This window comes from Pelomicrobium sp. G1 (genome assembly GCF_051905455.1).
Lineage (GTDB): Bacteria > Pseudomonadota > Gammaproteobacteria > Burkholderiales > UBA6910 > Pelomicrobium.
This window is the reverse complement of the sequence record NZ_JBQACR010000010.1, coordinates 1-12,168: the sequence shown is the minus strand read 5'-3', so window position 1 is coordinate 12,168 and position 12,168 is coordinate 1. Positions and strand designations below refer to the sequence as shown.

Sequence of the window (12,168 nt, the reverse complement as noted above, 5' to 3'; positions counted from 1 at the left end):
CTCCTTGGAAAATCAGATGCGACGCCGCTTCGGCGGGCGTACGCCGTTGTGCGGAATCGGGGTCACGTCCGAGATGCTGGTGATCTTGAAACCGACCGCGTGCAGCGCGCGCACCGCGGACTCGCGCCCAGGACCGGGCCCCTTGATCCTGACCTCCAGGTTCTTTACCCCGTACTCCTGGGCCGCGCGCCCCGCCTGCTCGGCGGCGACTTGGGCGGCAAACGGCGTGCTCTTGCGCGAGCCCTTGAATCCGTTGCTTCCGGCCGTGGCCCAGGCCAAGGCGTTCCCTTGCCGGTCGGTGATGGTCACGATGGTGTTGTTGAACGACGCGTGAATGTGGGCGATGCCTTCGGCCACATTCTTCTTGACCTTCTTTCGCACCCTGGTGCTGGTTTTCGCCATGCTGGTTCCTTACTTGGCTTGTGTCGCCGTCTTTTTGGCGGCGCCGATGATCTTGCGCGGGCCCTTGCGGGTGCGCGCGTTGGTGCGGGTTCGCTGCCCGCGCACGGGAAGCCCCCGGCGGTGCCGCACCCCCCGGTAGCAGCCGAGGTCCATCAGCCGTTTGATGCTCATGGACACTTCCCGGCGCAGATCGCCCTCGACCGTGTATTTGCCCACCTCGTCGCGCAGGCGATCCATCTCGGAATCGCTCAAGTCCTTGATTTTCTTTGATCCATCTATTCCGGCAGCAGCGCAAATGCGGCGCGCCCGGCTGCGCCCGATGCCGTAGATCGCGGTGAGCGCAATCACGGCGTGCTGATGGTTCGGAATATTGACGCCTGCGATGCGGGCCATGCAAAGACTCCGAAAACGGAAAACTTTAAATTATATCCACTACAACCTTGCCGCGCCAGGCGAAAAGGCGCAGCCGCTCAACCTTGGCGCTGCTTGTGACGAGGGTCCGAGCAGATCACCCGGACCACCCGCTTGCGCCGCACGATCTTGCACTTGCGGCAGATTTTCTTCACCGACGCCTGAACCTTCATCATCAGCTCCTCGAAAGCTTGGGGCAGTCCACCCCGCCACGCTCCTTCTACGGGCTCCGCGGCCGGGGCTCGCGCCCTCGACCGGCCCTATTTCGCCCGGAACACGATGCGGCCGCGCGAAAGATCGTAAGGGGTGAGCTCCACCGTCACCTTGTCTCCGGGCAAGATGCGGATGTAGTGCATCCGCATCTTGCCCGAGATGTACCCCAAAATCACATGCCCGTTTTCCAGTCTCACGCGAAACGTGGCGTTGGGCAGGGTCTCCAGTACCTCGCCCTGCATTTGGATCGTTTCTTCCTTGGCCATACGACCTAGCGCACCGGAAGCCCGCCCTTCAGATTGGCCTTCTTGAGCAGACTTTCATACTGGTGCGACATCACGTAGGCCTGGACCTGGGCCATGAAGTCCATGGTCACGACCACGATGATCAGCAGGGACGTGCCGCCGAAATAGAACGGGACGTTCCACTTGAGGATCAGGAATTCCGGGAGCAGGCAGACCAGGGTCACGTAAACGGAGCCGGCCAGGGTCAGCCGCATCATGATCCGCTCGATGTAGCGCGCGGTCTGCTCGCCGGGACGGATGCCGGGCACGAAGGCACCGCTTTTCTTCAGGTTATCCGCAGTCTCCTTCGGGTTGAAGACCAGGGCGGTGTAGAAGAAGCAGAAGAATATGATCGCCGCCGCGTACAGCAGCACATAAATCGGCTGGCCGGGGGAAAGGGTGGCCGCGATGTCGCGCAGCCAGGTGACGGACTCGTGGCTGCCGAACCAGCCGGCCAGGGTAGCCGGGAACAGGATGATGCTGGAGGCGAAGATGGGCGGAATGACGCCTGCCATGTTCAGCTTGAGCGGCAGGTGCGAGCTGGTGCCGCCGTAGATCTTGCGTCCGACCTGGCGCTTGGCGTAATTCACCAGGATCTTGCGCTGCCCCCGCTCCACGAACACCACCAGGGCGGTAACCGCCAGCGCCCCGACTAGGAGCATCAGCACCAGGGGAATGGAGAACGCACCGGTGCGCGCCAGCTCCAGCGTCCCGCCGATGGCCTGGGGCAGGCCCGCCACGATCCCGGCGAAGATGATCAGGGAAATCCCGTTGCCGATGCCCCGCTCGGTGATCTGTTCCCCGAGCCACATCAGGAACATCGTGCCCGTGACCAGGGTGACGACGGTGGTGAAGCGGAACATGAGTCCCGGCTCCGGCACGAGACCCGGCTGCGCCTCCAGGGCGATGGATATGCCGATGCTCTGGAACGTGGCGAGGAACAGGGTTCCGTACCGGGTGTACTGGGTGATTTTGCGGCGCCCCGCCTCCCCTTCCTTTTTGAGCTGCTCAAGCTGCGGCACCACCACCGTCGCCAGTTGCATGATGATGGAAGCCGAGATATAGGGCATGATGCCCAAGGCGAAAATGGTGAAGCGCGACAGCGCTCCCCCGGAGAACATGTTGAACAGCCCGAGAATGCCCCCCTGCTGGGAGCGGAAGAGCTCCGCCAGCACGGCGGCGTCGATGCCCGGGACGGGGATATGGGCGCCGATGCGGTAGACGATCAACGCGCCGACCAGAAACCATAGCCGGCGCTTGAGATCGCCCATCTTGCCGGTCATGCCCAGCAATGACTCCCGGGTCGTCGCCATGGAACGGTCCTCAACCCTCGACGCTGCCGCCCGCGGCTTCGATCGCGGCCCGCGCCCCTTTGGTCACCTTGACGCCCTGGAGCTTCACCGCCCGGGTGATCTTGCCCGAAAGGATGACCTTCGCCCCCAGCGCTCGGCGCGGGACCACGCCCGCCTTCTTGAGGGCGTCCAGGTCCACGTTGTCGATGCCGAGCTTATCGATCGCACCGAGCCGCACCTCGGCCACGGCGTCCTCGGTCAGGGAGTTGAAGCCCCGTTTCGGTAGCCGCCGCTGCAACGGCATCTGCCCGCCCTCGAAGCCCACCTTGTGATAGCCGCCGGAGCGGGCCCTCTGGCCTTTATGGCCCCGGCCCGAGGTCTTGCCCAGCCCGCTGCCGATGCCCCGTCCGACCCGGCGGCGCGGTCGCTTGGCGCCCGCCGCCGGCTTAAGATCGTTCAGCCGCATTCAATCCTCGCACTTCACCAGGTAGCCGACGCGGCGGATCATGCCCCGCACCGCCGGCGTGTCCTCGACTTCGACCGTGTGGTTCAGCCGCCTGAGCCCCAGCCCGCGCACGCAGGCGCGGTGCTCCTTTTTGGTCCCGATCAGGCTGCGCACCAGTGTGACCCGCAACCGCTTCCCGGTCCCGCTCATTTGGTCCGCTCCAGAATCTCTTCCACGCTCTTGCCGCGCTTGGCGGCGATTTCGGAGGGCGCGTGGACGGCGAGCAGCCCCTTGATCGTCGCCCGCACCACGTTATAAGGATTCGTGGAGCCGATGGACTTGGCCAGGATGTTGGTCACCCCCATCACCTCGAACACGGCCCGCATGGGGCCGCCGGCGATGATCCCCGTCCCCTCGGAGGCGGGTTTCATGTAGACCTTCGCCGCGCCGTGCCGCCCGACCGCCGGATGATACAGCGTGCCGTTCCTGAGCTTGATCTTCACCATCTTGCGGCGCGCCTGTTCCATCGCCTTCTGCACCGCCACCGGCACCTCGCGCGCCTTGCCCTTGCCCATCCCGATTCCGCCGTCGCCGTCGCCGACGACGGTGAGCGCGGCAAATCCGAGGACCCGGCCCCCTTTCACCACCTTGGTGACCCGGTTGACCGCGACCATTTTCTCCCGGAGGTTGTCCTGCCGCTCTTCGATCTGCCCTTTTGCCATCTGCTTAACCTCGTCGGCTGACTATACAGGCCTTTGCCCGAGGGCTGCTCTCCCCGTGTCCTAGAACTTGAGGCCGCCTTCCCGCGCCGCCTCGGCGAGGGCTTTCACGCGTCCATGGTACTTGAAGCCGCTCCGATCGAACGCCACCCGTTCGATCCCGGCGTTTCTCGCCTTCTCCGCGATGCGCTTGCCGACCAGCGCCGCCGCGGCGATGGTGTGGCCCCGGGGCAGGTCCTTGCGCACATCGGGCTCCAGGGTGGAGGCGCTCGCCACCACCCTCCCGCCGCTGGCGTCGATCACCTGGGCGTAGATGTGGAGGTTGCTGCGGAACACGGTCAGCCGCGGGACCTTGAGCTCCGCGATCTTCAGCCGGGTCCTGCGAGCCCGGCGCAGTCGTGCTTGCTTCTTGTTCAGCATGGGAAGCCTCGGCTCACTTCTTCTTGGTCTCTTTCAAGACCACGTGCTCATCCGCGTAGCGGATTCCCTTGCCCTTGTAGGGCTCCGGCTTGCGGTAGCCGCGGATTTCCGCCGCCACCTGCCCGACCTGCTGCTTGTCGATGCCCTTGACCACGATTTCGGTCTGGCTCGGGGTCTCCACCTTGATCCCTTTGGGCATCTTGCGGCTGATCGGGTGGGAAAAGCCCACCGTCAGATTCAGGCTGTCGCCGCTCGCCTGGGCCCGGTAGCCCACTCCGACCAGCGTCAGCCGCTTCTCGAAACCCTTGGTCACGCCGTGAACCATATTGGCCACATTGGCGCGGGTGGTTCCGGACATGGCCTTCGCCATGGCGCTGTCGTTCGCCGCCTTGAAATGGAGGGCATCCCCGTTCTTCTCCACGATCACGTGGCGGGTCAGCGGCCTGGTCAAGGTCCCGAGGGGGCCTTTGACCGTGATCTCGCTTCGGGAGAGCGCCACTTCCACCCCTTTGGGCAGCAGGATTGGATATTTCGCGATTCGGGACACGGCCAGATCCTCACGCCACGATGCACAGCACCTCGCCGCCGATGCCGGCGGCGCGAGCCTGATAGTCCGTCATCACGCCCCTGGACGTGGACACGATGGCGATTCCCAGGCCGTTCATGACCTTGGGCATCTCCCTGGACCCCCTATAGACGCGCAGCCCGGGACGGCTCACGCGCTCGATGGTTTCGATCACCGGCCGTCCCGCGTAATACTTGAGCGCGATCTCCAGTACGGGCTTTCCCTCCGCTTCGCGAACGGCGAAGTCCTCGATGTAGCCCTCCTCTTTCAACACCTTGGCGATCGCCACCTTGAGCTTGGACGACGGCATGCTGACGCTCGACTTCTCCGCCGCTTGCGCGTTGCGGATCCGCGTCAGCATGTCGGCGATCGGATCACTCATGCTCATCTAAGTTCTCCTGCAGGCTGCTTGCTCCGGTCACCCATCCTCCGTCGACGAGGCGAGCCCGGCCGATGCCTCGATTCGGTTACCAGCTTGCCTTGATCATCCCCGGGATCTCGCCGCGCATCGCGATCTCCCGCAGCTTGTTCCGGCCCAGCCCGAACTTGCGGAAAGTGCCCCGGGGACGGCCGGTGAGGGCGCAGCGGTTGCGCAGCCGCACCGGGCTGGCGTTGCGCGGGAGGCGCTGCAACTTGAGCAACGCCAGGTGCCGCTCATCTTCCGAAAGCTTCTGGTTCCTGGCGATCGAGAGCAGTTCCCGGCGTTTGGCCGCGTATTTCTTCACCGTGGCGCGGCGCTTCAATTCGCGATTGATCAAGGACTTCTTCGCCATGTGCCCCTCAGCTCTTGAACGGAAACTTGAACGCCGCCAGCAGCGCCCGGGCTTCCTCGTCTGTCCTGGCGGTGGTGGTGATCGTGATGTTCATGCCCCGTAGCGCATCGATCTTGTCGTACTCGATTTCCGGGAAGATGATCTGCTCCTTCACGCCCATGCTGTAGCCGCCCCGGCCGTCGAAGGCCCGAGGCGAAAGACCCCGGAAGTCACGGATGCGGGGAATCGCGATCGAGATCAGGCGGTCGAGGAACTCGTACATCCGCGCGCGGCGCAGCGTGACCATGCAGCCCACCGGAAAGCCCGCGCGGATCTTGAAAGCGGCGATCGACTTGCGGGCCTTGGTCACCACGGGCTTCTGCCCGGCGATCCTTTCCAGGTCCGCGACCGCGTTTTCTATCACCTTCTTGTCCGCCACGGCTTCGCCCACCCCCATGTTGAGCGTGATCTTCTCGATGCGCGGCACCTGCATCACGCTCTTGTACCCGAACCGCTTCATCAGCTCGGGCACCACAGTCTCGCGGTAGTACTGCTGCAAACGTGCCATCGACCGTCCCTTCAAACGTCGATCACTTCCCCGTTGGACTTGAAATAGCGCACCTTGCGCTTGTCCTCCAGGAGCCTGAATCCCACCCGATCGGGCTTCTGCGTGTGCGGGTTGAATATGGCCACGTTGGAGACGTGAATCGGCATCTCCTTCTCGATGATGCCCCCGGTGGTCCCCTTTATGGGGTTGGGACGCTGGTGCTTTTTCACTCTGTTCACGCCCTCCACCACCACGCGCTCGTCGTCGACCACGCGCAGCACGGTGCCCCGCCGGCCTTTGTCTTTGCCGGCGATCACGATGACCTCGTCACCTTTGCGGATCTTGCGCATCGGCTTTTCCTCAGAGCACTTCGGGCGCAAGCGAAACGATCTTCATGAACCGTTCGGTGCGCAGTTCCCGGGTCACGGGACCGAAGATGCGGGTCCCGATCGGCTCCAGCTTGTTGTTGAGCAGCACCGCCGCGTTCGAGTCGAACTTGATGAGCGAGCCGTCCGCCCGCCGCACGCCCTTGGCGGTGCGCACCACGACCGCGTTGTAGATCTCGCCCTTCTTGACGCGGCCGCGGGGAGCCGCTTCCTTTATGCTCACTTTGATGACGTCGCCGATGTTGGCGTAGCGCCGCTTCGAGCCGCCCAGCACCTTGATGCACTTGAGCGTGCGCGCGCCGGTGTTGTCGGCCACGTCCAGCAGGGACTGCATCTGTATCATTTCGAATCCCTCTCCAACTTAACCCGATGCCGGGCTCGCCCGGCTGACCGGCCAGTTTTGGATCCCGTCCGGGAAAGGCCACCCTACAAAGGGAAAATCGCTAATTATATCAACTAATCCGCCGCGGTACCAGGACTCAAACTGCCCGCGCCTTCTCCAGCAGCTTGGTCACACGCCACGACTTGGTCTTGGAAATCGGCCGGCACTCCTCGATCTCCACCAGGTCGCCTTCGCGTGCTTCGTTGTTCTCGTTGTGGGCGTGATACTTCTTGGAGCGCGTAATCACCTTGCCTATCAAGGGATGCTTGACTCGGCGCTCCACCAGCACCGTGACGGTTTTGTCCATCTTGTCGCTCACCACCCGCCCCATGAGGGTGCGGCGGCGTTTCGCCTGTTCCTCACTCATTGCTTACCCGCCCTCTCCCTCAGAATCGTGCGCACCCGGGCAATGTCCCGCCGCACTTTGCCGAGCTGGCTCGTGTTGGCGAGCTGCTGGGTGGCGTGCTGCATGCGCAGGCTGAACTGGGCGCGCAGCAGCTCGCCCAGCTCTTTTCTTAATTCGTCCACCGACTTGGAACGCAACTCTCTTGGCTTCACGGACTCACCCCAGTTGGCGAACGACGAATTCGGTTTGCACCGGCAACTTGGCCGCCGCCAGGCGGAAGGCTTCCCTGGCGATGGCCTCGGACACACCGTCCATTTCGTAGAGAACCTTGCCGGGCCGGATCTCGGCGACGAAAAATTCCGGGTTCCCCTTCCCGTTGCCCATGCGCACTTCCGCCGGCTTCTTGGAAACGGGCTTGTCCGGGAAGATGCGGATCCAGATCCGGCCGCCGCGCTTGACGTGCCGCGTCATGGCGCGGCGGGCGGCCTCGATCTGCCGTGCGGTCAGGCGGCCGCGGGTAATCGCCTTGAGTCCGTACTCGCCGAAGGAAACCTTGTGGCCACGGGTGGCGATGCCCCTGTTGCGCCCCTTCTGCTGTTTGCGGTACTTGGTTCTAGCTGGCTGCAGCATTTTTCGCTCCTGCTCTCCGAGCACGCCGCGGCTGCTCGGTCGGCGCCGCAGGCGGCAAGGCCGTCGCCGGCTGCTCGGCCTTGCCCAGGATTTCCCCCTTGAACACCCACACCTTGACGCCGATTACCCCATAGGTCGTCTTCGCCTCGGAAAAACCGTAGTCCACGTCGGCCCGCAGGGTGTGCAGCGGCACGCGCCCCTCCCGGTACCATTCCGTCCGGGCGATCTCCACGCCGTTCAATCGGCCGGCGCTCATGATCTTGATGCCCTGGGCACCCAGCCGCATGGCGTTGGTGATGGCGCGCTTCATGGCTCGGCGGAACATGATGCGCTTTTCCAGCTGGGCAGAAATGGAGTCGGCGATTAACTGCGCGTCTAGCTCCGGCTTGCGGATTTCCTCGATGTTCACGTGCACCGGGACTCCCATTAACCGCTGCAGCTCGGTGCGCAGCATCTCGATGTCCTCGCCCTTCTTGCCGATCACCACCCCCGGGCGGGCGCTGTGGATCGTGATCTTGGCGTTTTTGGCCGGCCGCTCGATCACGATCTTGCTCACCGCCGCGTGGGCGAGCTTCTGGCGCAGATGATCCCGGACCTTGATGTCCTCGTTGAGCATCACCGGGAAATTCTTGTCGTTCGCGTACCAGCGGGAAGTCCAATTGCGCAGGACCGCGAGCCTGAAGCCGGTCGGATGGATCTTCTGTCCCATGGATGCTCCTTAAGTTTTCGCCGCCTTGCCGGTCTTTTCGTCGCCGACGGTCACGAAGACGTGGCAGGTCGGCTTCAGGATCCTGGCCCCCCGGCCCTTGGCGCGGGCGTGGTAGCGGCGCAGGGTGGGTCCCTGTTCCACCAGGACGCGCACCACCTTCAGCTCGTCCACGTCCGCTCCTTCATTGTGCTCGGCGTTGGCGATGGCGGATTCCAGCACCTTCTTGATGATCCCGGCCGCTTTCTTGGGGCTGAAGGTCAGGATATTGAGCGCCCGCTCCACCGGAAGCCCGCGGATCTGGTCGGCCACCAGCCGCCCCTTCTGCGCCGAAAGCCGCACGCCCCACAGCCTGGCGGTAGTCTCCATGGCCTCCCTCCCTATTTCTTCGTCGCCACCGCCGCCTTCTTGTCGGCGGCATGGCCCCTGAAAGTGCGGGTGAGCGCGAATTCCCCGAGCTTGTGGCCCACCATGTTTTCCGTGATGAACACGGGGATGTGCTGCTTGCCGTTGTGCACGGCGATGGTCAAGCCGACAAAGTCGGGAATGATGGTGGAGCGGCGCGACCAGGTCTTGATCGGACGCTTGTCGTTCGCCGCCCGCGCTGCCTCCACCTTGCGCATGAGGTGGTGATCGACGAACGGGCCTTTCTTAACTGAACGTGCCATTGGCCTGATGCCTCATCAAGTCTTCTTGCGACGGCTGACGATCATTGCGGTGGTGCGCTTGTTGCGCCGGGTCTTGTAGCCCTTGGTGGGTACGCCCCACGGCGACACCGGGTGGCGCCCCCCCGAGGTCTTGCCCTCGCCGCCGCCGTGGGGGTGGTCGATGGGGTTCATCGCCACGCCGCGGACGGTGGGCCTGATGCCGCGCCAGCGGCTGGCCCCGGCCTTGCCGATCGACTCCAGGGAGTGCTCCTCGTTGCCCACCTCGCCGATGGCGGCTCGGCAATTCAGGTGCACCTTGCGGATCTCCCCGGAACGCAGCCGCAGCTGGGCGTAATCGCCTTCCCGGGCGAGCAACTGCACCGACGTGCCCGCCGCCCGGGCAAGCTGGGCGCCCTTGCCCGGGACCATTTCCACACAGTGGACGGTAGTACCCACAGGAATATTGCGCAGCGGCAGGACGTTTCCAGGCTTGATCGGCGCGTCCACCCCGCTCATCACCCGATCCCCCACGGCAAGGCCCTTGGGGGCGATGATGTAGCGGCGCTCACCGTCCGCGTAGCACAAGAGCGCGATGTGGGCGGAGCGGTTCGGGTCGTACTCAATGCGCTCCACCCGGGCGGGAATGCCGTCCTTCGTCCGGCGGAAGTCGATGATCCGGTAGTGGTGCTTGTGTCCGCCACCCTGGTGCCGGGTGGTGATCCTGCCGGCGTTGTTGCGACCGGAGCCGCGCTTCTGGGACTCGGTGAGAGGCTCGTACGGCCGGCCCTTGTACAGCCCGGGCGTGACCACCCGCATGACGGCGCGCCGTCCGGGGGACGTGGGCTTCAGTTTGACCAGCGGCATTTACTTGACCTCCGCGGCGAAATTGATCTCCTGCCCAGGTGCAAGGCACACGTACGCTTTCTTCCAGTTGCGCCGGCGTCCCTCGTGGCGCCCGAAGCGCTTTCTCTTGCCCTTCACGTTGGCCACCTGGACCGACCACACCTGGGTCTTGAACATGAGCTCTACCGCCGCCTTGATCTCCGGCTTGGTGGCGTCCTGGGCCACCCGGAAAACGTACTGCCGGTGGCGATCCGCCACCAGGGTGCTCTTTTCCGAGACCACGGGCGCCAGGATGAGCTTCATCAGCCGTTCTTGGTTGAACCCGCTCATGCGTACATCTCCTCGAACTTGGCCACCGCACCCCGGGTGAGCAACACGCTCGGGAAACGCACCAGGCTCACCGGATCGGCTTGATGGGGCTCCAGCACCAACACATCGGGCAAGTTGCGCGCGGAGAGGTAGAGGTTGTCGTCGACCCCATCGGCGATAATCAGAACCCGTTCGAGGCCCATGTCCTTGAGCTTCCGCGCCAGGAGCTTGGTCTTCGGCGCTTCGACCTTGAGTTCCTCCACCACCGACAGCCGCCCTTCCCGGGCCAGCTGGGAGAGGATGGAGGCCATCCCGGCGCGGTACATCTTCCGGTTCACTTTGTGGCTGAAGTTCTCGTCCGGCGTACTGGGAAAGATCTTCCCGCCACCGCGCCACAGGGGACTGCCGGCGAAGCCCGCGCGGGCACGGCCGGTGCCCTTCTGGCGCCAGGGCTTGCGGTGGGACTTATTGACCTCCCCCCGCGCTTTCTGTTTGCGCGTCCCGAGACGCGCGTTGGCCAGATAAGCGGTCACCAGTTGGTGCACCAGCGCCTCGTTGTACTCGCGCCCGAACAGGCTGTCGGAGGCGCTGAGGCTCGCCTTGGGTTGCCCCTTGTCGTCGATCAACTTGAGGTCCATCACGCACCCGCCTTCACGCTGGGACGAACGATCACCCGGCTCCCCTTCGAGCCGGGCACAGCGCCCTTGACCAGCAGGAGCTGCCGCTCGCCGTCGACGCGCACCACTTCCAGATTCTGCACCGTGCGCTTGACCGCGCCGAGGTGGCCCGGCATGCGCTTCCCGGGGAACACCCGCCCCGGATCCTGGTTCTGGCCGGTGGAGCCGGGCTTGTTGTGGGAAATGGAATTGCCGTGGCTCGCACGGTTGGAGCTGAAGTTGTGGCGCTTGATGACGCCGGCGAAACCCTTGCCGATCGTGATTCCGCTCACGTCCACGTGCTGGCCCACTTGGAACAGTTCCACCCCGATCGCGTCGCCGGGCTTGAGACTCGCCAGGACCTCCGCAGCGGCCCTGAACTCGCTCAGCGCCTCCCCCGCCTCCACCCCGGCCTTGGCGAAATGCCCGGCCATCGGCTTGGTTACCCGGCTCGCACGGCGCTTGCCGAAAGTCACCTGCACAGCGCTGTAGCCGTCGGTCTCGGGCGATTTGATCTGGGTGACGCGGTTGCTGGAGACGTCTAGCACGGTCACGGGAACGGCGGTCCCGTCCTCCGCGAAAATGCGGGTCATGCCGACTTTGCGGCCCATCAGTCCCAGTGTCATCGTTCTCGTTCCCTTCAACAGCGCCGGTTGCGGTTGACCGGCGGTCATGCACGATTCGGTTAAGGGGGGCGGCTCGGAGAGCACCCGTTCCGCCTTTACCCTTCGCCCATCGCTATAACTTGATCTCCACGTCCACCCCCGCCGGCAGATCGAGCTTCATCAGCGCGTCCACCGTCTTGTCGGTGGGATCAATGATGTCCATCAGCCTCAAGTGCGTGCGAATCTCGAACTGGTCGCGCGAGGTCTTGTTGACGTGGGGCGAGCGCAGGACATCGAAGCGCTCGATGCGTGTCGGCAGCGGCACGGGGCCGCGCACCACCGCCCCGGTCCGCTTGGCAGTTTCGACGATCTCCAGCGCCGACTGGTCGATCAGGCGGTAATCGAACGCCTTGAGGCGGATTCGTATCTTCTGGCTCTGCATGCTTTAACCCCATGTAAGCGTCTGGGCGCGGCGGCCGGTTCCGTAGGGGAAAGCGCCCCTCCACGGCCGTGGCCCGCGTCCCAGCCGCTATTCGATGATTTTCGCCACCACGCCGGCGCCCACCGTGCGCCCGCCCTCGCGGATGGCAAAGCGCAGCCCCTCCTCC

The 12,168-nt window shown here is 64.5% G+C and carries 26 protein-coding genes and 1 pseudogene; all 27 read right to left on the bottom strand.

The window, feature by feature from the left end:
- Positions 1 to 12: 12 nt before the first annotated feature.
- A complete protein-coding gene (gene rpsK, locus ACTFO6_RS10825) occupies positions 13 to 402 on the bottom strand; it encodes a 30S ribosomal protein S11 (RefSeq protein WP_439934472.1) in 390 nt (129 codons plus the stop codon).
- 9 nt (positions 403 to 411) lie between these two features.
- Positions 412 to 795 (bottom strand): 30S ribosomal protein S13, encoded by a 384-nt coding sequence (rpsM, locus tag ACTFO6_RS10820; protein ID WP_439934471.1) that lies wholly within the window; start codon positions 793 to 795, stop codon positions 412 to 414.
- 77 nt (positions 796 to 872) lie between these two features.
- Complete coding sequence (rpmJ, locus tag ACTFO6_RS10815; RefSeq protein WP_333839877.1) at positions 873 to 986, bottom strand: 50S ribosomal protein L36; 114 nt, start codon at positions 984 to 986, stop codon at positions 873 to 875.
- Between the two features lie 87 nt (positions 987 to 1,073).
- Positions 1,074 to 1,292 carry a translation initiation factor IF-1 gene (gene infA / locus ACTFO6_RS10810; RefSeq protein WP_333839879.1) on the bottom strand — a complete coding sequence of 73 codons (219 nt, stop codon included), beginning with the start codon at positions 1,290 to 1,292 and terminating at the stop codon, positions 1,074 to 1,076.
- Positions 1,293 to 1,297: 5 nt separating this feature from the next.
- Positions 1,298 to 2,623: a preprotein translocase subunit SecY gene (gene secY / locus ACTFO6_RS10805; protein ID WP_439934470.1), complete on the bottom strand. Its 1,326-nt coding sequence runs from the start codon at positions 2,621 to 2,623 to the stop codon at positions 1,298 to 1,300.
- A gap of 10 nt (positions 2,624 to 2,633) precedes the next feature.
- Positions 2,634 to 3,068, bottom strand: a complete 435-nt coding sequence (gene rplO / locus ACTFO6_RS10800) for a 50S ribosomal protein L15 (protein ID WP_439934469.1) — start codon at positions 3,066 to 3,068, stop codon at positions 2,634 to 2,636.
- Entirely contained in the window at positions 3,069 to 3,257 is a 189-nt protein-coding gene (gene rpmD, locus ACTFO6_RS10795; protein WP_439934468.1) for a 50S ribosomal protein L30, read from the bottom strand. It abuts the gene before it with no gap.
- Positions 3,254 to 3,769, bottom strand: a complete 516-nt coding sequence (rpsE, locus tag ACTFO6_RS10790) for a 30S ribosomal protein S5 (protein WP_439934467.1) — start codon at positions 3,767 to 3,769, stop codon at positions 3,254 to 3,256. The genes rpmD and rpsE overlap by 4 nt, the downstream gene beginning before the upstream one ends.
- Before the next feature lie 60 nt (positions 3,770 to 3,829).
- A complete protein-coding gene (gene rplR / locus ACTFO6_RS10785) occupies positions 3,830 to 4,183 on the bottom strand; it encodes a 50S ribosomal protein L18 (protein ID WP_439934586.1) in 354 nt (117 codons plus the stop codon).
- 16 nt (positions 4,184 to 4,199) lie between these two features.
- Complete coding sequence (rplF, locus tag ACTFO6_RS10780) at positions 4,200 to 4,733, bottom strand: 50S ribosomal protein L6 (protein WP_439934466.1); 534 nt, start codon at positions 4,731 to 4,733, stop codon at positions 4,200 to 4,202.
- 10 nt (positions 4,734 to 4,743) lie between these two features.
- Complete coding sequence (gene rpsH / locus ACTFO6_RS10775; RefSeq protein WP_439934465.1) at positions 4,744 to 5,139, bottom strand: 30S ribosomal protein S8; 396 nt, start codon at positions 5,137 to 5,139, stop codon at positions 4,744 to 4,746.
- Between the two features lie 79 nt (positions 5,140 to 5,218).
- A complete protein-coding gene (gene rpsN, locus ACTFO6_RS10770; protein ID WP_439934464.1) occupies positions 5,219 to 5,524 on the bottom strand; it encodes a 30S ribosomal protein S14 in 306 nt (101 codons plus the stop codon).
- A gap of 7 nt (positions 5,525 to 5,531) precedes the next feature.
- Positions 5,532 to 6,071, bottom strand: coding sequence for a 50S ribosomal protein L5 (gene rplE / locus ACTFO6_RS10765; protein ID WP_439934463.1), 540 nt, complete (start codon positions 6,069 to 6,071; stop codon positions 5,532 to 5,534).
- Between the two features lie 11 nt (positions 6,072 to 6,082).
- Complete coding sequence (rplX, locus tag ACTFO6_RS10760; protein ID WP_439934462.1) at positions 6,083 to 6,400, bottom strand: 50S ribosomal protein L24; 318 nt, start codon at positions 6,398 to 6,400, stop codon at positions 6,083 to 6,085.
- 10 nt (positions 6,401 to 6,410) lie between these two features.
- Complete coding sequence (gene rplN / locus ACTFO6_RS10755) at positions 6,411 to 6,779, bottom strand: 50S ribosomal protein L14 (RefSeq protein ID WP_333840063.1); 369 nt, start codon at positions 6,777 to 6,779, stop codon at positions 6,411 to 6,413.
- Between the two features lie 136 nt (positions 6,780 to 6,915).
- The gene (rpsQ, locus tag ACTFO6_RS10750; protein WP_439934461.1) at positions 6,916 to 7,185 is read right to left on the bottom strand and encodes a 30S ribosomal protein S17; all 270 of its coding nucleotides are present in this window, start codon (positions 7,183 to 7,185) and stop codon (positions 6,916 to 6,918) included.
- Complete coding sequence (gene rpmC / locus ACTFO6_RS10745; protein WP_439934460.1) at positions 7,182 to 7,376, bottom strand: 50S ribosomal protein L29; 195 nt, start codon at positions 7,374 to 7,376, stop codon at positions 7,182 to 7,184. The genes rpsQ and rpmC overlap by 4 nt, the downstream gene beginning before the upstream one ends.
- 4 nt (positions 7,377 to 7,380) lie before the next feature.
- On the bottom strand, positions 7,381 to 7,794 hold the full coding sequence (gene rplP, locus ACTFO6_RS10740; RefSeq protein ID WP_439934459.1) for a 50S ribosomal protein L16: 414 nt from the start codon (positions 7,792 to 7,794) through the stop codon (positions 7,381 to 7,383).
- Complete coding sequence (rpsC, locus tag ACTFO6_RS10735; protein WP_439934458.1) at positions 7,778 to 8,503, bottom strand: 30S ribosomal protein S3; 726 nt, start codon at positions 8,501 to 8,503, stop codon at positions 7,778 to 7,780. Before rpsC ends, rplP begins: the two co-directional genes overlap by 17 nt.
- A 9-nt stretch (positions 8,504 to 8,512) precedes the next feature.
- On the bottom strand, positions 8,513 to 8,869 hold the full coding sequence (gene rplV, locus ACTFO6_RS10730) for a 50S ribosomal protein L22 (protein ID WP_439934457.1): 357 nt from the start codon (positions 8,867 to 8,869) through the stop codon (positions 8,513 to 8,515).
- An 11-nt stretch (positions 8,870 to 8,880) separates the two neighbouring features.
- The gene (rpsS, locus tag ACTFO6_RS10725; RefSeq protein WP_439934456.1) at positions 8,881 to 9,168 is read right to left on the bottom strand and encodes a 30S ribosomal protein S19; all 288 of its coding nucleotides are present in this window, start codon (positions 9,166 to 9,168) and stop codon (positions 8,881 to 8,883) included.
- 15 nt (positions 9,169 to 9,183) lie between these two features.
- The gene (gene rplB, locus ACTFO6_RS10720) at positions 9,184 to 10,011 is read right to left on the bottom strand and encodes a 50S ribosomal protein L2 (RefSeq protein ID WP_439934455.1); all 828 of its coding nucleotides are present in this window, start codon (positions 10,009 to 10,011) and stop codon (positions 9,184 to 9,186) included.
- On the bottom strand, positions 10,012 to 10,320 hold the full coding sequence (rplW, locus tag ACTFO6_RS10715; RefSeq protein ID WP_439934454.1) for a 50S ribosomal protein L23: 309 nt from the start codon (positions 10,318 to 10,320) through the stop codon (positions 10,012 to 10,014).
- Entirely contained in the window at positions 10,317 to 10,937 is a 621-nt protein-coding gene (gene rplD / locus ACTFO6_RS10710; RefSeq protein WP_439934453.1) for a 50S ribosomal protein L4, read from the bottom strand. Before rplD ends, rplW begins: the two co-directional genes overlap by 4 nt.
- On the bottom strand, positions 10,937 to 11,581 hold the full coding sequence (rplC, locus tag ACTFO6_RS10705; protein ID WP_439934452.1) for a 50S ribosomal protein L3: 645 nt from the start codon (positions 11,579 to 11,581) through the stop codon (positions 10,937 to 10,939). The genes rplD and rplC overlap by 1 nt, the downstream gene beginning before the upstream one ends.
- A 112-nt stretch (positions 11,582 to 11,693) precedes the next feature.
- On the bottom strand, positions 11,694 to 12,002 hold the full coding sequence (rpsJ, locus tag ACTFO6_RS10700; protein WP_173059996.1) for a 30S ribosomal protein S10: 309 nt from the start codon (positions 12,000 to 12,002) through the stop codon (positions 11,694 to 11,696).
- Positions 12,003 to 12,089: 87 nt separating this feature from the next.
- A pseudogene (locus tag ACTFO6_RS10695) lies at positions 12,090 to 12,168 on the bottom strand (elongation factor Tu); the annotation flags it as partial.